The sequence below is a fragment of the Oceanirhabdus seepicola genome (assembly GCF_023684385.1).
In the GTDB taxonomy this organism is placed as follows: Bacteria; Bacillota; Clostridia; order Clostridiales; family Clostridiaceae; genus Oceanirhabdus; species Oceanirhabdus seepicola.
Genome location: NZ_JAGSOJ010000001.1, coordinates 1,671,620 through 1,691,852, shown reverse-complemented (window position 1 = coordinate 1,691,852; position 20,233 = coordinate 1,671,620). Strand labels below are relative to the sequence as shown.

15 protein-coding genes are annotated in these 20,233 nt (G+C 30.8%); 12 read left to right on the top strand and 3 right to left on the bottom strand.

Going from position 1 to position 20,233, the window contains the following annotated elements:
* The first annotated feature begins 78 nt into the window (after window positions 1-78).
* The 5 genes from KDK92_RS07500 to KDK92_RS07480 all read left to right on the top strand — a co-directional run bounded on the left by KDK92_RS07500 (window position 79) and on the right by KDK92_RS07480 (window position 7,952).
* A complete protein-coding gene (locus KDK92_RS07500) occupies window positions 79-1,392 on the top strand; it encodes a glycoside hydrolase family 1 protein (RefSeq protein ID WP_250858576.1) in 1,314 nt (437 codons plus the stop codon).
* A complete protein-coding gene (locus KDK92_RS07495; protein ID WP_250858575.1) occupies window positions 1,376-2,719 on the top strand; it encodes an MFS transporter in 1,344 nt (447 codons plus the stop codon). The genes KDK92_RS07500 and KDK92_RS07495 overlap by 17 nt, the downstream gene beginning before the upstream one ends.
* A 136-nt stretch (window positions 2,720-2,855) precedes the next feature.
* Window positions 2,856-4,199 (top strand): MFS transporter, encoded by a 1,344-nt coding sequence (locus KDK92_RS07490; RefSeq protein ID WP_250858574.1) that lies wholly within the window; start codon window positions 2,856-2,858, stop codon window positions 4,197-4,199.
* A 191-nt stretch (window positions 4,200-4,390) separates the two neighbouring features.
* Window positions 4,391-6,148, top strand: a complete 1,758-nt coding sequence (locus KDK92_RS07485; protein ID WP_250858573.1) for an ABC transporter ATP-binding protein — start codon at window positions 4,391-4,393, stop codon at window positions 6,146-6,148.
* A 19-nt stretch (window positions 6,149-6,167) separates the two neighbouring features.
* Window positions 6,168-7,952, top strand: coding sequence for an ABC transporter ATP-binding protein (locus KDK92_RS07480; RefSeq protein WP_250858572.1), 1,785 nt, complete (start codon window positions 6,168-6,170; stop codon window positions 7,950-7,952).
* A 30-nt stretch (window positions 7,953-7,982) separates the two neighbouring features.
* On the opposite strand, the gene KDK92_RS07475 is transcribed toward KDK92_RS07480, so the two are convergent.
* Entirely contained in the window at window positions 7,983-9,089 is a 1,107-nt protein-coding gene (locus KDK92_RS07475; RefSeq protein ID WP_250858571.1) for a hypothetical protein, read from the bottom strand.
* Window positions 9,090-9,322: 233 nt separating this feature from the next.
* On the opposite strand from KDK92_RS07475, the gene KDK92_RS07470 reads away from it, so the two are divergent.
* Window positions 9,323-10,528 carry a tetratricopeptide repeat protein gene (locus KDK92_RS07470; RefSeq protein WP_250858570.1) on the top strand — a complete coding sequence of 402 codons (1,206 nt, stop codon included), beginning with the start codon at window positions 9,323-9,325 and terminating at the stop codon, window positions 10,526-10,528.
* Window positions 10,529-10,625: 97 nt separating this feature from the next.
* Here the strand turns inward: KDK92_RS07470 and KDK92_RS07465 are convergent, their stop codons facing one another.
* A complete protein-coding gene (locus KDK92_RS07465; RefSeq protein ID WP_250858569.1) occupies window positions 10,626-11,831 on the bottom strand; it encodes an MFS transporter in 1,206 nt (401 codons plus the stop codon).
* 561 nt (window positions 11,832-12,392) lie between these two features.
* Here KDK92_RS07465 and KDK92_RS07460 point away from each other — a divergent pair.
* Together KDK92_RS07460 and KDK92_RS07455 are read left to right on the top strand one after the other, a co-directional pair.
* Window positions 12,393-12,863, top strand: a complete 471-nt coding sequence (locus KDK92_RS07460) for a GNAT family N-acetyltransferase (protein WP_250858568.1) — start codon at window positions 12,393-12,395, stop codon at window positions 12,861-12,863.
* Between the two features lie 232 nt (window positions 12,864-13,095).
* Complete coding sequence (locus KDK92_RS07455; RefSeq protein ID WP_250858567.1) at window positions 13,096-13,563, top strand: GNAT family N-acetyltransferase; 468 nt, start codon at window positions 13,096-13,098, stop codon at window positions 13,561-13,563.
* A 170-nt stretch (window positions 13,564-13,733) separates the two neighbouring features.
* On the opposite strand, the gene KDK92_RS07450 is transcribed toward KDK92_RS07455, so the two are convergent.
* Window positions 13,734-14,804, bottom strand: coding sequence for a leucine-rich repeat domain-containing protein (locus KDK92_RS07450; RefSeq protein ID WP_250858566.1), 1,071 nt, complete (start codon window positions 14,802-14,804; stop codon window positions 13,734-13,736).
* Between the two features lie 214 nt (window positions 14,805-15,018).
* Here KDK92_RS07450 and KDK92_RS07445 point away from each other — a divergent pair, with 214 nt between their 5' ends.
* The 4 genes from KDK92_RS07445 to KDK92_RS07430 all read left to right on the top strand — a co-directional run bounded on the left by KDK92_RS07445 (window position 15,019) and on the right by KDK92_RS07430 (window position 20,169).
* Entirely contained in the window at window positions 15,019-15,948 is a 930-nt protein-coding gene (locus KDK92_RS07445; protein ID WP_250858565.1) for a helix-turn-helix transcriptional regulator, read from the top strand.
* A 56-nt stretch (window positions 15,949-16,004) separates the two neighbouring features.
* On the top strand, window positions 16,005-17,213 hold the full coding sequence (locus KDK92_RS07440) for a winged helix-turn-helix domain-containing protein (RefSeq protein ID WP_250858564.1): 1,209 nt from the start codon (window positions 16,005-16,007) through the stop codon (window positions 17,211-17,213).
* A gap of 69 nt (window positions 17,214-17,282) precedes the next feature.
* Window positions 17,283-17,849 carry a GNAT family N-acetyltransferase gene (locus KDK92_RS07435; RefSeq protein ID WP_250858563.1) on the top strand — a complete coding sequence of 189 codons (567 nt, stop codon included), beginning with the start codon at window positions 17,283-17,285 and terminating at the stop codon, window positions 17,847-17,849.
* Window positions 17,850-18,546: 697 nt separating this feature from the next.
* A complete protein-coding gene (locus tag KDK92_RS07430) occupies window positions 18,547-20,169 on the top strand; it encodes an ABC-F family ATP-binding cassette domain-containing protein (RefSeq protein WP_250858562.1) in 1,623 nt (540 codons plus the stop codon).
* The last annotated feature ends 64 nt before the right edge of the window (window positions 20,170-20,233 follow it).

Genomic DNA, 20,233 nt, shown 5'->3' with positions numbered 1-20,233 from the left:
TATATTGGTATAAAGGGATATAATTATTATAACAAGGAAACTAAAATAAATAAAGTAGTTTCCAAAGGGGGAATAATTATGAAAGGGTTTTCTTTTAGTAGGGACATTCTATTAGGCTCTGCAACTGCATCTGTGCAGATTGAAGGGGGAGACAAGAATAATAATTGGTACAGATGGTCTGAAAAAGGGAAAATTGCTAATGGGGAGAGCAGCATTGACGGATGTGATCATTGGAGATTGTTTAAAGAAGATATAGAACTTCTTAAAGAACTTAAACAGGAAACTTACAGAATGAGTGTTGAGTGGGCAAGGATTGAACCTGTTCAGGGAGAATTTAATAAGCAGGCTATGGCTAGATATAGAGAAGAGATTGAATTGTTAGTAGAGGCTGGAATAATTCCAGTGGTTACACTTCATCATTTTAGTGAGCCTATATGGTTTGAGGATATAGGAGGATGGAACAATAAAAAATCTCCTGAAATATTTGAGAAATTTACTGAGTTTGTAGTGGAGAATCTTAAAGATCTAGTAGAGGATTGGGCTACAATAAATGAACCTAATGTGTATCTTCAGGGGAGAAGTCTTGAGGGGAATTTTCCACCAGGAAAGACAAGTACACTGGAATATTTTAAGGGGGCAGGTAACCTTATCAAAGGGCATATTTTAGCATATAAGAAGATACATGAGATTATTCCAAAGGCAAAGGTGGGCGTGGTGATACACTATGCTTATTTTGATACTAAGGATAATAAGTTTGGAACTAGAATTGCTAAGAAAATTGTGGCAAGGAACTTCCATGATATTTTCATAAAGGGAATGTTTGAAGGGAGATTATTATTTCCGTTGGGATTATTTGTAAAAGGAGTAGAACTAGGGAACTACTGTGATTATATTGGAATCAACTATTATTCAAGGCATGGAGTAAAGACTAGTGGTAAAATAGGTATGCTTTTTTCTCAAATATATGTTTTTCAGAATTCTATGTACAATGACCTAGGCTGGGAGATATATCCTGAGGGGCTATCAAAGGGGATTGAGGAGTTATATTCTCAGTACAAGTTGCCTGTATGGATTACTGAAAATGGTACTCCAGATCATAAGGATGAATTTAGAGGAAAGTTTATATATGACCATCTTAAAGAGGTAAACAAGTTGCTTGAAAAGGGGATACCTGTGGAGCGATATTATCATTGGTCGACTATGGATAATTTTGAATGGGATTTAGGATATTCACCAAGATTCGGTCTAGTGGAGATAGATTACAACAACATGGAGAGGAAGATAAGAAAATCAGGGGAATTCTATAGGGATATAATTCAGAAAAAGGGTGTAACTGAGGATATGATAGAAAAATATTTAAAGGTGGAGAGTGCTCATGAAAGTAGAAGGTAATCTAGCTTATGGTAAAGATAAGGTGAAATTTGGGGAATATTTTGCATTCTCTTTTGGGGTTTTTGGACAGAATATAATCTATGGATTCATGGTTGCATATATCATGATATTCTATACAGATTATCTGGGGATAGCATCAACAGCTGCAGGAACATTGTTTTTTGTAGCTAGATTATGGGATGCATTCAATGACCCTATGATGGGGTTCTTAACGGAACAGACAAGGACAAGATGGGGGAAATTCAGACCATATTTTCTCTTTGCACCTGTTCCACTTTTAATCGTAATAGTACTTTCATTTACAATACCTTCATTTGAAATAGACAACCTGCTCTGGGCATATGTAACATATATAGCATATGGAATGATATATACTATAATGGATATTCCAATGTGGAGTATGACATCAGTTATGTCAAAGAATCAGGTGGAAAGAAATCGTCTTATAACATGCGGAAAAACAGCTGCCCCTTTAGCATTAGTTCTTGTTTCAGTGGTTACTGTTCCAGTTATGAAGTTATTTGGTGAAGGGGCCAATGGATATAAGATGACAGCTCTACTATATGGAGTAATAGCACTTATAGGATTCATGGGGTTATTTTTATTCACAAAGGAGCGTGTGGAGTATTCAGAAAATAAAGTTACCCTAAAGCAGAGTTTTAAATTGATTATAAAAAATACTCCACTTCTTAAAATTTTATCATCTCAGATACTTGTAACACTAGTGGATAGTTTATTAATGGCATTGATCATGTATTATTGTATATATGTTCTAGGAAGTGACAGTTATGTGCCACTTATCAGTGCTTCATTTGTAATACCTATGATAATTGGTGTTATTATTGCATCAAAGATAGGAGAGAAGTTTGGTAAGAAGAAGACTCTTATAATATTTTTGGTTATCAGATTTATGGGGTTCATCTTATTATATTTTGTAGGATATGAGAATCTATATCTATTTATAGGAGTAAATGCAATTGTATCAATTACATTTGGTGCACCAGAAGTATTGTTACCATCCATGATGGTTGAGACAATAGATTATATGGAATTGAAAACAGGGATAAGAGCAGAAGGGGTAATATGGTCTACACAGACATTTATCGCAAAAGCTGGAGGAGCACTATCTGGAATCATACTGGGCATTTTATTGAATATTATAAAGTATGTTCCTAATGAGGTGCAGACGGTATCTACCATAAAAGGATTTCATAGAATATTGACCCTGGTACCAGCAGTGGCGGTGTTATTAACACTCATACCTATTCTTATGTATAAGCTTGATGAGAAAAAATATAAAGAAATATTGATAAAATTAGGAAGATAAAAATAGACCTTAGGGGTTAGTACCCCTGAGGTCTTTTTTTACAACAATATTTGAATAAAAAGGTAAAGGGGAGCGTAATCATTATAACAAGGAAACTAAGAATAATATTTAAGAGTTTTCCAAGGGGGAATTAATTATGAAAGTAGAAGGGAATCTAGCTTATGGTAAAGATAGGGTGAAATTTAGGGAGTATTGCGCATTCTCTTTTGGGGTTTTTGGACAGAATATAATCGGTGGATTCGTGGTGGCATATATCATGATATTCTATACAGATTATCTGGGGATAGCATCAACTGCAGCAGGAACCTTGTTCTTTGTAGCTAGATTATGGGACGCATTTAACGACCCTATGATGGGATTCTTAGCAGAACAGACAAGAACAAGATGGGGAAAATTTAGACCATATTTTCTATTTGCACCATTGCCTCTATTAATTATAATAGTACTTTCATTTACAATACCTTCATTTAAGATAGACAACCTCCTTTGGGCATACGTAACATACATAGCATATGGAATGATATATACCGTAATGGATATTCCAATGTGGAGTATGACATCAGTTATGTCAAAAAATCAGGTGGAAAGAAATCGTCTTATAACATGTGGTAAAACAGCTGCTCCTTTAGCAATAGTTCTTGTTTCTGTAGTTACGGTTCCATTGATAAAGGTATTTGGTGAAGGGGCTAAGGGATATAGTATGACAGCTCTACTATATGGAATAATAGCATTTATAGGATTCATGGTGTTATTTTTATTTACAAGGGAACGTGTGGAGTATTCGAATAATAAAGTTACTCTAAAGGATAGTATTAAATTGATTGTTAAAAACACACCACTTCTTAAGATTTTATCAGCCCAGGTACTTATTATACTAGTTAATGGTTTAATAATGGCATTGATTATGTACTACTGTATATATGTTCTAGGGAACGATGTATATGTTCCAATCTTAAGTGCATCCTTTGTAATTCCAATGATAGTTGGAATTACTATTGCATTAAAGTTAGGAGAGAAGTTTGGGAAAAAGAGGACACTTATAGTGTTTTTAGTTATGAGATTTATGGGATTCATTCTATTGTTTTTAGTTGGATATGAAAATATATATTTACTAGTTGGAGTAAATGCAATTGTATCAATTACATTTGGAGCGCCAGAAGTGTTGTTACCATCTATGATGGTTGAGACAATAGATTATATGGAATTGAAAACAGGGGTAAGAGCAGAAGGGGTAATATGGTCTACACAGACATTTATCGCAAAAACAGGAGGAGCACTCTCTGGAATCTTATTGGGTGTTCTATTGAAATTTATAGAGTATGTTCCTAATGAGGTGCAGAAGGTATCTACTATAAAAGGATTCCATGGAATATTGACTCTTGTACCAGCGGTGGCTTTGTTACTTGCACTCATACCAGTTTGTATGTATAAGCTTGATGAGAAAAAATATAGAGAGATATTGAGGGAGTTAGGAAGGTAAAAAACATAGTTGTCAGCTGTCCATTGTCAACTGTCCACTTCTTTTAAGCACGGGTACCGTGCTTTTTTTTATATAATGCTCAAGTTTAGTTATGAACTATTAATGGGCTTCAAAGTGGAGAAACCCTATGGTACCATTGATTTGTAAGGCAATTAACTTGAAGATGAATTGTGTGAAAGGGGGACATATACATGAAAATTAGGTTTAAGGAGTATTTTAGTTTATTCAGTAAATATCTGAAGAGTCAATGGAAAAGTGTAATTGTATTGGTAACTATAGTACTTGTAAATATAGGAATTCAAATTATTAATCCACAAATAATGAAGGTATTTTTAGATAAGGCTGTGGAGGGAGAAGCATTAAAAAGTTTGATAGGGGTAGCAGGGATATTCATAGGATTATCTTTTATACAGCAGATAGTTACTATTTTAGAAACATACACTTGTCAGAATATAGGCTGGAGAGCTACTAATGAATTAAGGGAAGACCTTATTGCCCATTGTATTAATCTAGATATGGATTTTCATAAAACAAAACAGCCTGGTGAGATGATAGAAAGAGTAGATGGGGATGTGAATATGCTTTTTGAGTTTTTCTCAAGTCTTGTACTAGATATTTTGAGTAACTTGATATTGATTATAGGGATTTTAGTAATGTTTATATTTGTAAATCCAGTAATAGGTGGAATCTTCACTGTTTATACAATCATATCATTAGTGGTTATTAGAAAATATCAATTAGCAGGAGTTAAACCTTGGGAGAGGGCATATGAAGCAGAAGGAAAGTTCTGGGGAATGATGGATGAAGAGCTTACCAATATCGAGGATATTAAATCATCTGGGGCAGTTAATTACGCCATACATAAATATCTAATGAGATTGAAAAACGTATTTCATATTAAGAAAAAAGCCACTATGCTTGGATTTAAAATGTGGAACTTATCTACATTCATAGAGACTTCGGGAATATTTATAGCTCTAGTGAGTGGATTGTATTTATGGAAGTATCAAGGTGCTTCAATTGGAACAATCTATCTTATATATGAGTACACAAAAAGAATAAATAATCCATTGGGGATGATAAGAAGAAGGCTTGGGGTGCTGCAAAAGGCTGAGGCTAGTATACTCAGAGTGAAGGAATTATTTGAAATGAAATCATCAATAAAAGATGGGGATATGGAGCTTGAAGGTAATGGACCATTAGATGTGGAAATTAAGAATCTATCATTTGAATATACTCAGGGGATAGCTGTTCTTAAGGAGCTTTCTATTAATATTAAAAGAGGAAAAGTCTTGGGGATTTTAGGAAGGACTGGAAGTGGAAAGACAACGTTAGTTAGGCTTCTTTCAAAGTTATACGAGCCTACTGAAGGGAAAATACTTCTTGGAGGGGTGCCATTGAATGAGCTATCCAATGATAGTGTGAAAAATAATATGGCATATGTAACTCAAGATGTGCATATCTACACATCAACAATAAGAGATAATCTTACTTTGTTTGACTCAAGTTACAATGATGATGAGATAATGAGTGTCCTTGAAGAATTAGGGTTAGATGAGTGGATTAAGTCATTTCCACAGGGATTGGATACCGTCTTAAATACATCAGGAGTAGGATTATCAGCAGGTGAAGCGCAACTTTTAGCCTTTGCTAGAATTCTTCTTAAGAAACCTGGATTGGTTATTCTTGACGAGGCATCTTCAAGAATAGATTCTATCACAGAAAAGATCATGGAGAAGGCAATAGATAAGATAACTGACAACAGTACATGTATAATAATCGCCCACAGGTTATCAACAGTTAAAAGGGCTGATTCAATACTTGTACTTGAAGAAGGAAAAGCAGTAGAAATTGGTGCCAGAGAAGAATTAATAAAGGATAAAGAATCAAGATATTCTAAACTTCTTCAAGAGAGTATGAAAGGTCACCATGAATTACTGGTGAACTAAGGCTAAGGAGGGTTGAATTTTGAGGGGAAAGAGTAATAGAAAATTTAAGAGAATGGTGAATTTAACATGGAAGATGATTTTATATAAACCATGGTTAAGTTTTGTAGATATGATTTTATGGCTATTTATTTTTGCATATAATATAGTGCCAGCTATAGTGGTGAAAGAGTTCTTTAAGAAACTAGAGCAGAGTTCAAATATTGATAAAGATGTAATTTTCTTATTAGCAATACTAGGTGTGGCAGCAATAACAAATATGGTGACGGTGTATTTTGGAGGATTATGTTACTATGTGAGAGATTATTATATCAAAGGATTAATAAAAAGAAATATGTTAGAGGGAATCTTTAAAAAACGTGGAAGTGAAGCGCTAAAGGTTTCATCTGGGGAAGCTTTGAATCATTTTAAAGATGACGTTGAAGAAATAATGGAAATATTGGGCTATGGAGATGATTTTATTGGAACAGCTGCATTTACAATCATCGCCTTTATAATAATGTTTAACATAAATCCTATGGTAACTTTATTTGTATTCATTCCTACTAATATAGTTATGTTAATAGGGAAGAAAGTATCAAAGAAGATTGGTAAATATAGAGCAGAGAGTAGAAAACAGACATCAAAGATAAGTGGATTCATACAGGAGATATTCTCCTCAATCCAAGGGATAAAGATAACTGGATCTGAGAAGAATATGGTGAATCAATTGAAGATATTAAATAAGCAAAGACATAAGGCAATGCTCAAGGACATCACATTCACTGAAATAGTTAATTCCATATATGGTAGTACATTGAGTATAGGTACAAGTATTGTTTTATTACTATGTGCCAGATTGATTACTAATGGAGAATTTTCAGTAGGGGATTTCGCATTCTTCATATACTGTATGGAATATGTTACTGATTTCATCCAGAGAACAGGTGATTATATAACTCAAATCAAGCAAACAGATGTAGCACTTGATCGTTTGGAGGAGTTAATGGGAATAGAAAAGGTTGAGGATCTAGTTAATAGTAATGAAATATACTTAAATAAAGAGATACCTGATAAGGTTATTGAAGATTTTAATGAAGAGGTTATTGAGGATAAATTCAGAACCTTAGAATTAAATGGTTTGGGATATAACTTTAATGATTCAGAGAATGGAATTAAAGATGTAAATCTTAAGATAGACAAAGGGACATTTACAGTTGTAACTGGTAGAATTGGATCAGGGAAAACAACATTACTGAAAACAATTATAGGGCTACTCCCTAATCATTCAGGGGAAATTATTTGGAATGGAGAAAAACTATCAAGAACAGATGAACAGATGATTCCTCCAAAGGTTGCATATACTGGACAGATACCACGCCTATTCAGTGAGTCCTTAAGAGAGAATATTACTCTAGGAGAATCATGTACTGATGAACAGATAGAAGAGGCAATTTCATCGGCTGTACTTGAAGATGATGTGAGAAATATGGAAGATGGATTGAATACAGTGATAGGACCACAAGGGGTGAAACTATCTGGTGGACAAATCCAGAGAGTAGCAGCAGCTAGAATGTTTATGAAAAATGCTGAACTATTAGTATTAGATGATATCTCAAGTGCACTAGATGTGGAAACAGAAAACAAACTGTGGGAAAGATTATTTGAGAAGAAGAATACTACATGTATAGTAGTATCAAACAAGAAAGTGGCACTTCAAAGAGCTGATAATATAATTGTTATGAAAGATGGTAGAGTAGAGAGAACTGGTACATTCAAAGAATTAATTGAAGAGTGTGAGGAATTCAGGGAAATGGCATTGGTATAAGAAGGGGGTGTATCAAAATGATTTTAGAAATCATTTTGATACACCCCTTAAGTTACTGATTGGGCTGTCTTTTTTCACTAATTTAATACCTTTTTCTTTTAAGACTTCTTCATAATCAGTTATATTAGAATTTAAATAATGAATTTCTTCAATAGAGTCATTCGATAAGATTCCATCAATGTTATATATATTGGTTGCATATAAATCAATATATTTTAAAGATTTAAGATTATGTATAGTATCTACATTCTCTAAATCCATCATGTAAAGTTCTAGCAACTGCAAATTATTTAATTCTCCAATAAAATCAATATCACCAAAAGAAAGATCCGAGATATATAATTCTTCTAAGTTAGGCATATCATTCAATATAAAATCTTCTTTTATTGAGGGTAAGCCATCAATTTCTATTGAGTTTAAAGTTTTAAATTTATTTATTTTATATAAAATGTTTGAATCAGAATTTCTAAATTTTATAAATTCAAGTTCTTGAAGTTCAAACAAGCCATCAATATTACGAGCATATCCATCGATGAATATATATTTTAAGTTCTTAAATTTCTCAATATCCTTTAAGTTAGTTATATTTGTGTTTTCACCAATCCTTAGAGAAATCATAAATAAGGTCAAATCTTCTTCAGATCGAGATGAGGTTATTTTTGAACTTAGGTTGTTTCTTATTTGGGGATTTGAAATATAATGTTGATTATTATATAAAATATTTGATAAGAATAGAATTGAAAACATTCCAATAATAAAAAGACTTTTTAGAGTAGCTTTTTTATCTTTTCTTATATTAATACTTATTATCCCAACAATGATGAAAAGAATTGTAACAATTATCTGTAAATTCAAATCCATAGCAAGTGATATATTCCAAAAGTATGGAGATGATTTCGATAAACTACCAAAAAGGATAATAAACAATAACCTAATTATATTTTTAAATTTTCCAGGCTTCTTGAATCTTTCAATTATAAGTAAAGGAAGAAATAACAATAAAAAAATATGAACAGTTGAAGGGGGAGTTCCAGGGCTTATGAAAAAGATAAACTCTAAAAAAACTACCCCTAGGCATATATGCTCAAATAGATTAAAAGAATGTAGATAATTTTTAATTATATTATTGAATTTCATTTTAGTCCTCCTAGTGGTGTTTTAATTATAAAGTAAATAATACACAATAATAGTATATATTACTTATAAAAAGATAGGGTTAAGATAAGGTTACAAATAAGATGTATTCATAGCTGGGTTATGATAGGAGTTCAAGAAAGTACTATTATCTTTACCATATATATTTCAATGAAAAACAGAATGGATTTTGTTATACTTCTTAGTGGTCTAATAGAATATTAAGGAGTGAGTCTGTGAAAAACAAAAGAAAAATTATTATTGGAATTATTATAGGATTATTAATTATAGGGATTCCCACTTCAGTATATGGTTACAATAGCTACAATTATAATCTTTACTATAGTAAAGCTCAGAATGATATTGAAAGTGAAGAATATGATGAGGCAATATTAAATTTCAATGAGGCTATAAAGTATAGAAAAAATAATAGCGAAGAAATTAATGAACAAATTAAGCTTATTCATGATTTGAAAGTTTCTAAAGTCATTTATGAGGATGGATTAAGTAAGTTTAAAGAGAAAAAATATCTTGAGTCAATTTCTATTTTTGAAAAGATAAAAGAGGAAGATGAAAAAAGATATAAGCTTTCTCAGGAAAAGATTTATGAATGCAAAAAGCTATATATAAATATAAATTTAGATAAGGCTATGAAACTGTCATCAATAGATAAAAAATATTTAGAAGGATTAGATTATGTGGATTTAGCCCTTAAAGTTAATCCGGAACATGAACAAGCTCTAAAGTTGAAAGCTGAACTTGAAATGTTATATAAAGATCAACATATTTATTTAGCTAAGAAGGAAGCAGAATCTAAGAATTATGAAGAGGCTATAAAACATTTAGATATAATATTAGAGTTTGATGATAAATATGAAAGAGCAATAGAGCTTAAGCCTGAGTATGAAGAAGCTATAGAAAAGGAAAAAGCAGCGGCTAAAGCTAAAGAAGAGGCTCAAGCAAAACAAGCTGCTCAAAAAAATAAAGTTACTTCAGAAAAGGATACTTCATCAAAAGAGTCTTCAGGAGTTAATTATCAAGAAATGTTAGATAAAGCTTTAGGTAGAGAAACACTGTCGATTCCTCCATATAAAGATATTTATCCTGTTCATGGACATGAGGCAATAAAACAAGAACTTAAAAATCTAGGATTTTCATTTGATTCAAATGAAACTGCTATGTTTGAACAAGGGAAGATTAAAATAGGTATTGTTAAAAGCGGAGACTCTTGGCAACTTGCAACAAAAAGATGGGGAAGAAATGAAGAGACTGTATTTTGGAGAGTTATGTCAATAATCTGGGGTAGAGAAATAGCGGATAGTAATAGGATATATATTGATTATGCATTATCAATGCCAGGATCATCACATAAATCACCATATATTATAGCTTTTATTGCAGAGAATGCATTGAGAGTAAGGGTATTTACAACAAAGCAATAGTATGGCGAAACCCTTGGAGGGTGTTAATAATTTTGAACACAAATTGGTTTGCTAGAGCTATACACTAAAACTAATTGAAAAAGAATAACCTTTCTGATTAAACAGAAAGGTTATTTGAGCTTTTACTTTTACCTAATTTTTTATTTAAATATACTGCAAAGAAACAAGTTAACCCTAACATAACTACACCTATGCTTAAATGGAATGTAAATATGTCTGTTTTATCCTTAAGAATACCAAAAATAGGATAGAATATGGCTCCAGCTAAGTTAGTTAAAAGGCTAAAGAAAGATAATATTGTAGCTCTTTTATCAGAAGGAATATTCTTATTTAAGTGTTTCCTAACAGTGGGATGATATAAACCTCTTGCAACTTGTTGAAGCATCATTGGTATAACTCCAATCCACCATTTTGATAATCCCATTAGAAGAAAAGATACAACCATTAAAACTGAAAGTAATATCAAAGTTTTCCCTTTTGTAGCTTTCATAATTTTGTGTGCATTTTTGGATACTTGAGCTGCTACAATGTTAAAAAAGAAAAATATTAAACCAAATAGCTTTACAGGTATATTAACACCTTCAAAGTATGGTTGAACCAAGAAAAATCCAACTCTATAAAAAACAAAGAACATCATAGAATACAATATTATTGCTCTTAATTTTACATGCCTCATTACATAAATTCCACTATCTTTAATTTGTTTTAAGTATTTTTCTCCATACTTCCCTTTCTTGTTCTCAATTGGTGGTTCACTAAGATTCAGCCCAATGATAATTGATATAAAAACGAATATGGCTGATATTATAAAAGGCAATTCTTTATTTATCTCATAAAGAAAACTTGCAGCTATACTTCCAACTGCCTGAGCATATAAAAGGTATGATTTTGCCTTTCCTTCAATTTCTTGAAATCTATGTTCCTGTCCTTCTGCCTTCAAAGAATCATAAATTAAAGCCACATCTGAACCAGACTTAAAAGTAGATCCTATAGAAAAAATAATTTCAGCCATTGCGAAGGCATAAAAACTATGACCGAATACAAAGATTAATAAGCTCACAGCCCATAACAAAGCTCCTAAAAGCATACTTGCTTTTCTTCCTATCTTATCTGCAACAGCACCAGTAGGCACTTCACAAACTACAACAGTAACAGATGCTATGGAACTTAAAAGCATTATTTCAGCAAAACTTAATCCCTTGCTAAAAAAGTAAATAGTCATAATTGGACCTAAAATTAAAAGATTAGAAAATAAACTATATCCATAATAAGTGCGAATGTTTTTTCTTAAATTAATTGTCATTTTACTTTCCCCCCTTTTCCCACAAAAAACAAATAATTAAATATTTCTGAAATAAAAGAAACCCAAAGAACGAGTTCAGAAGAGACTCGTCCTTCGGGTTTTTATCCCAAAAGTGTAGTTGAAAAACAACCTGTACCGCTCGGACCAGACAGTAAATTTTTCTCGGAACCCTAGGTACACTCTCAAAAATAATAGTTGAGCAATATTTTATATCATATATTTTTTACTGTCAATACCTTTTTTGAAATATACTTAATAAAAATGGAAAAATTTTTAGGGGTATCAATAATTTTCATAAAAAAAGCCAAACATTTTCAAATGTTTGGCTTATCTGTTTTTAGACACAGTACAATATACATCATAACATATTAGAAATTATAAGTCTAGTATTATTTTCCTGTTATTGTATAATATAGTTGTCGACAATATTTAGCATATGCAAATAGAAATAAAATTTATAAATAAACAAATTAAGAAAAATCTTATTTTTCAGTTAGGGGAAATGGAAGAATTGAAAGATATTGTGGTGTAAATAAAAGAAATTTATTAGAGGTGTATGTAATGAAATTAATGTTGGTAGATTTTACAGAAGTATATGCAAAAGAAATTTGTGAATGGAAATATGACGGTGAATATTCTATATACAATTATCCGAAATGGAACAAAATATCTAATGAAAAATGGGGTATAACAATAGAAGAAAAAAGAAAGAGTGAATTTAATGCTGTAATTGATGAGTACAATTGTTTATGTGGATATATAAGGTTACTGAATAAAAATGAGTATATTCTTATTGGAATTGGACTAAAACCATCGCTATGTGGACAAGGATTAGGAAATACCTTAATGGAAATAGTAAAACGACAGTGCAAGAAGATATATCCAAACAAAAAGATTGTTTTGCAAGTTCGTTCTTTCAATGAAAGGGCCATTAAATGTTATAAAAGGGCAGGATTTAATGTAGTAGATACTTATAAAAAAGATACGCCTATTGGTTATGGAGAGTTTGTTAGAATGGAATGTACTTATTAGTTCGGAATATTCTTATTTAATGAAGTAAATAAATTAATTGATATTACACAATAGCAGAGAAATATGTACTAACTTATAGTAATTAAATTATAGACTACATTGATTACATGTAGTCTATGTATAAACATAGCAAAATCAGTCAGTGTAAGGTGTACTACACTAGATATCAAAAGGAGGTGAACTTTAGTGAGGGTTTGGTACTTATAATGCACTCTCTCACTAAAGATAATCAATGAATAAAGAATATAGCATTCAGTTTGCACAAGTACAAGATATAGATTCTTGGATAAAAATGATTCAAATCGTTAGAGATAATTTTCCGGGTTTACAAACTTCAGAGCAAATAGAAAGTTATAGGCAAACAGTGATTAAAAATATTAATAGAGAAACTTCTATTTGTGTAAAGTATTTTAGCGAAGTTGTTGGAGTTTTAATATTTTCTTATAACTCAAAATGTCTTTCTTGTATTGTAGTGCATCCAGAGCATCGAAGAAAGGGAATTGCATCAGCAATGATTAAAAAAATGCTTGAGTTATTTCCAGATGATATTGATATCACTGTTACAACCTATAGAGAAGGGGATACAAAGGGAATAGCTCCTAGACCATTATATAAGAAGTTTGGATTTATTGAAGATGAATTGGTAGAGGAGTTTAATTATCCACATCAAAAATTTATCTTGAGTAGAAAACTAAAATAATTTCTAGTTGTACTTCATTATTGAGAAAATGTATTGAGAGTAAGTATTTACTTCAGAACAGTAGAAAATAAAAATAAAAGATCTCTTTTTTTAGAAGATGTTGAAAAAATAATGAACTCAGATGGAAAATTTTATTTTCTGAGTTCATTATTTTATAATAAGCTGATGTTTTACATTTTAAATACTAATTTAATTCCTTTATCTCTCAAAGATTCTTCATAGTCCTCTATATTAGAATTTCTATAGTGAATTTCCTCAATAGAGTCATTTAATAAGATTCCATCAATATTATTTATATTCATTTCGTATAATTCTAGAATTTTCAAAGATTTAAGATTTTTTATAGTATCTACATTTTCTAAGTCCATGAAGGCAAGATCTAGTAGCTCTAAATTATTTAATTTCCCTAAAAAAACAATATCACCACCTGATATATATAACTTTTGTAAGTTAGGCATGTCACTCAAAATAAAATCTTCTTTTATTGATGGGAAGAACTCGAGCTTTAATGATTTTAAATTTCTAAATTTATTTATTGAATATAAAATATTTGAGTCTGAAAAATAAAATGCTATATAGTCAAGTTTTTCTAGTTCAAATAAACCATCAATATTACGAGCATGTCCCTTAATGTAAATCTCTTTAATATTCTTAAATTTTTCTATATCCTTTAAGTTAGTTATTTTTGAGAAATCACCAATATCTATTGAAGTTATATCTAAGACCAACTCTTCTTCAGCTCGTGATGAGCCTGTTTTTGAATGTAGGTGGTTTCTTAGTTGGGGATTTGAAATATAATATTGATTATTATATAAAATATTTGATAAGAATAGAATTGAAAACGTCCCAATAATAATAAGACTTTTTAGATTAGCCTTTTCGTCTTTTCTATTATGAAGACTTATAATTCCACCAATGATGAAGATTATTGCAACAATTATTGGTAAAGTCTTACCCATATAAATTACTATATTAGAAAAATATGAAAATATATTAAGTAAATTACCCAAAATAATAATACCGTAAAATATAAGTACCTTTTTTGATATTCTAGGATTCTTAGATTTTTCCCGTACAAGTAAAGGAAAAAACAATAATAAAAAAATATGAATAGCTAAAGGGCTATCTCTAGGGCTTAAGAAGAGAACAAACTCTAAAAATGCTACAATTATGCAAAGGTGCTCTGATAGATTAAGAGAATGTAGATAGTTTTTAATTATATTATTGAATTTTAATTTCATTTTATACCTCCTATTGTTGTTTAAGATATAAAGTAAATAATACACAGTAATAGTATATATTACTTATTTGAAGTAGAAGTTAAAATAAGATTACAAAAATATGTAATTACACTTAATAATTGATGGTACAATAGTTATTATAAGTATAATGCTATAGTGGTTACTATTTAAGATATTAACTAACTGTAATGAACATTTGAAAGGTTGAAGTATTATGAAAATAGATCGTCTACTGGCTATAATAACATATCTATTAAACAGAGATGTAGTTACAGGAAAATACTTGGCAGAGAAATTTGATGTTTCCGAACGAACGATACAACGAGATGTGGAAACTATAAATCTTGCAGGTATTCCCATTACATCCATAAGAGGTAGCAATGGTGGTTATAAAATTCTAGACACCTATAGATTATCAAAGCAAACATCTACTGAAAAAGATTTGGAATCAATAACGTTGGCATTGAGGAGCTTGAATTCTGCAATGGAAGATGAGAGGGTATCTGACACTCTAGAAAAAGTTAAATCAATAGGTTCTTCAAAGACTTCATCAAGTATCACTGTTGATTTTGGTGTTGCAAAAGAAAACAAGAAAGTAGTAGAGTATATTAAGATAATGGAAAATGCGATTTCAAATAAAATAAGAATAGAATTTTCATATATAAATGCAGAGAATTATGCAACACTGAGAACCGTTGAACCTATTTCACTAAAATTCAAATGGTATTCGTGGTATCTGGTTGCATACTGTACAGAAAAGAATCAATATCGGATATTTAAACTCATGCGAATGGAGAATTTAAAACAGACAAATTTACAATTTGCAAATAACCATGATAATAATCCTAATTTATTTGATGACTTGATGAATCGCGATAACAGAAAGTATATTGACATTGTATTTAGATGTAATAAGAGTATTTCCACAGCAATTTCCGAGTATATGCCTGGTGTGAAATTTACAGAAATGACAGGGGAGAATTATAAAGCTGAGCTCACGGTAACTGAAAACGAACGCATGTGGTTTGCTTTCATGTTGAGCTTTGGAGATGATATTGAGGTAATAGAACCTGAACACTTACAAAGACGGTTAGTTGAGCATGCAAAAAAAATAATAAATAAATATGAAATACCCGACAAATAGTTGTCGGGTATTTTATTATATAATAAATTTACTTATGAATTGGGGGGAGAAGATAGATGAAAGAGTTGAAAATAACTAAAGCTGAAGCGCGACGTTTCCTTATTCATTATCATGGATTAGGTAGTTCAAATACATTTGTAGGAGAAAAAGGAATACTGGATTATTTTAAAAGAGTGGGATGTATTCAATATGATCCCTTAAATGTTGTAGGACGGAACCCCGACTTGGTTTTGCAATCTAGGATTCCTGGTTATTCACCTTTGGTTTTGGAGAAGATGCTCTATAGTGAGCGTTCTTTAGTTGATGGCTGGGATAAAATGATGGCTATCTATCGGCAAGAGGATTGGGCTTTTTTTCATCGAGTGAGAAAAGAAAGGGACAAATCAGTGCAAGGAACCTTGCGTAATAGAGGATCATTGAAAGCATTGGAACTAACGGGAGAGATACGTGATATATTAGTGCAAAAGGGACCACTTCAATCCAGTAAAATCAATATAGGTTCATGTGGTAAAGGGAGCTGGGGACATAGAAAGCTATCCAGTGCAGCATTGGATTATATGTTTAACTGTGGGGAGTTAGGAATTTACGGGAAGAATAACACACAGAAAATCTATGATTTAATTGAAAATCTTCTGCCACCTAAAATGATAGATTCTCCAGAGCCATTTGATATCGATCAAGATTTTTATAAATGGTATGTTAAAAGGCGAATAGGCAGTGTTGGATTGATATGGGGACGTAGTGGGGGTGGATGGCTTGGGCATTTCCTCTCAGATAAGAAATTACGAACTTCAATTCTAACAGAATTAGTGGAGGAAAAAAGCATCACAACTTTGGCTGTTCAAGGAATTGATGAGACTTTTTACATAAGAACTGAAGATCTTAAGTTCTTGGATGGGGTTAAAGAAAAAGATGAACCTTCAATGCATTTTTTAGCACCCCTTGATAACCTGTTATGGGATAGAGGAATGATTGAAAAAATCTTTGGGTTTAAGTACAGCTGGGAAGTATACGTACCAAAAGCTAAACGTAAATTTGGGTATTATGTACTCCCCGTGCTCTACGGTGATCAATTAGTAGCCAGATTTGAACCTGAAAAGCAGAGAGGAAACGAACCATTGGAAATAAAAAACTGGTGGTGGGAAGAGGGAATTACAGTAACTGAAGATATGAAACTCTCGGTTGAAAAGAGTTTGAAAATATTTTGCGAATACCTTCAAGCTGACGGTATTCACACAGAGAGTTTAAATAAAATAATTAAATAAGAATTATAATGTACACAGTAAAAGTTGAGAATATAAATAATTTTAATTTATGGAGGGGGAGAATTAGTAATGAAACATAATAGTCCTTTTGAAATATGTCCAGTTTATGAAACTGAGAACCTAATATTTACAAAAATCAAGGTTGAAGATGCCGTTGAACTGTTCCAATGTTATTCAGATCCAATTACTAAAAGTCATATGAATAATGATAATTGTGGTGGGGAATGGGATTGTCATAGTATCGAAGTTATAAAGCAAGGGATAAGAGGTTGGGAACAGGAGTTTGATGAAAAATTTTATATTAGATGGAGTGTAACTTATAAACCAACAAATAAGGTTATTGGCACTATTGAAATAGCACCTGTTCCTAATAAAACAAGATTTTTAGATGGTGTTTGTCAGATTGGTATATTGAGGGTTGATATCATTTCATTTTTGGAAAGAGAAAAGATATTTTCTGAAATATTTAATATGGCAACAAATAATTTCTATTCAGACTTTGATATTAACAATATTATTACCAAAGCTACACAAGATGATATTCAAAGAGTTTTAAGCTTAAAAAATAGTAATTATGAAAGACTAAAAAATTATGAGATTATTCCATATAGTGATTATTATATAAAGAGCACTTAGCATATGAGTTAAAGTAAGTGTATAGTCCAAGAGTGGCACAAAAATTTTACTTTGAATTTTCATTGACAGTTTGTCTGTGAAAAGATATTAATTTTTTGTGAATATTCGAAAAATTAACGCGCAATAAGTTGACTAAAGAAATATGTTAAAGTAATATAAAATGTATAAGACCAAGATATATAAAGGAGTTGGGAGTCTAAAATGTGTAATTATGAAATTCTTTGTAGTTGATTTAGTTTACGACGGGAGAAGTCTGCCCTTTTTTAACTAAATCAAAATAATAAGAATTTCGTAGTGAAGTAATATGACTCTTTTCATAGATTTTATATTTCTAATAGAGAAAGTATATAAATTTAGATAAGCAGGGAAGTTGTACTTTACTATCAACTTCCCTTTTTTAATATTGTTTTTTGGAATGGATATAATCATTCTTTATATAGTGATATCAATTTTAGTCTCAGATGAGAAGAGTCTAATATGTGTCATTATGAAATTCTTATTATGATTTAGATGAATTATGGAGAAGTCTTCAGAATTATAACTAAATCAATTTAATAAGAATTTTATGAAAACACATTGAGGACTCTTTTTTAATTTGTATGGGCTTATACAATACAGATAAAAAATATAACAAAAAGGAAAGAGCGCTTTATTGTTCTCTTTCCTTTTCTGTTTTTAAAATAAGGAGAAGATAGAAATGATATTACAATTAAAGAATGTAGGTATTAGTTTTGATGGTGAAACCATACTTTCTAATATTAATTTAAAAGTTGAGAAAAAAGAAAAGATTGGGTTGATTGGAGTTAATGGTGCTGGGAAATCAACTATTTTAAAAATAATTTCAGGAAATATTTCACATGAAGATGGTGAAGTTGTTGTAGAAAAGGGTATAAAAGTTGGATATTTAAAACAAGATAGTGGACTTAATTTAGAAAATAGTATTAAAGAAGAAATGTTAGAGGTTTTTAAAGATTTATTGAATGTTGAAAAACAACTAAGAAAGTTTGAAGAAGATATGGCAAAGCCAGAGATTTATAATGATCCATGTAAATTGGAAAAGTTAATGATGTTATATAGTAAAAAGATGGATTACTTTAATTTACATGGTGGATATGAGATAGAGACAAAAATAAATTATGTTCTAAATGGAATGGGATTTAGAGATTTTCCAAAAGATATGGAGATTTCAAAGTTAAGTGGAGGACAAAAAACTAAACTTGCTTTAGCTAAAATTTTATTACAGGAACCGGATATACTATTGCTTGATGAACCAACTAATCATCTTGACTTTGAGGCTTTAGCATGGCTTGAGAACCACATAAAAAATTATAAAGGGGCAGTATTAGTGGTTTCTCACGATAGATATTTCCTTGATTCACTAGTTGACACTATATATGAAATAGAAAGAGGAAGTTCAAAAAGATATACAGGTAATTATTCTAAATATGTAGAACTTAAAGATAAGTCAGAAGAACTTTATGAAAAAGAGTATGAAGAACAGCAGGAAAAAATAAAAAAACTTCAGACCTTTATAGATAAAAATATAGTAAGAGCAACATCATCAAAGGCTGCTAAAAGTAAGCGTAATGCATTAAATAGAATTGAGAGAATTGATAAACCTTTAAAAGACTTAAAGAGAGTAAATATGAAGTTTGAAGTTAATCTTAAGTCTCATAAAGATGTCTTAGGACTTAGAGAAGCCACAATATCAGTAGGCTCAAAAGATAATAGAATAGACTTAATTAAAAACTTGAATATTAAATTAACAAGAGGAGATAAAGTTGCATTAATAGGACCAAATGGTATAGGAAAATCCACTTTATTAAAAACCTTAATTGGAGATAATGCTTTAGAAAAAGGTTTATTAAATTGGGGAAGAAATGTTCAGATAGGTTACTATGATCAGGAGCATGAGAGGTTAACAGAAAGTAATACCATATATGAGGAAATGCGAAATGAATTCCCAGAGATAAAGGAAACTGAAGTTAGACGAATTCTAGGTAATTTCTTATTTTCTAAAGAAGATGTTTTTAAGAAAAATGGAGATTTAAGTGGGGGAGAGAAAGCTCGTGTTGCTCTATCAAAACTAATGCTTAAGAAGGCAAATCTACTAATACTAGATGAACCTACAAACCACTTAGATTTATACAGTAAAGAAATTTTAGAAAAAGCTCTAAGTAAATATGATGGTACAATAATATTTGTTTCTCATGATAGATATTTCATAAATAAAGTAGCTAATCGAGTCATGTTATTAAATGAAAATGGAGTTAGAAACTTTCAAGGAAATTATGATGACTTTTTGAGAAAGGCAATATAATTGGATTATTAAAAAAAACAAGCTATAATGTTCTATACACAATATGTATTAAATTAAGTTAGGA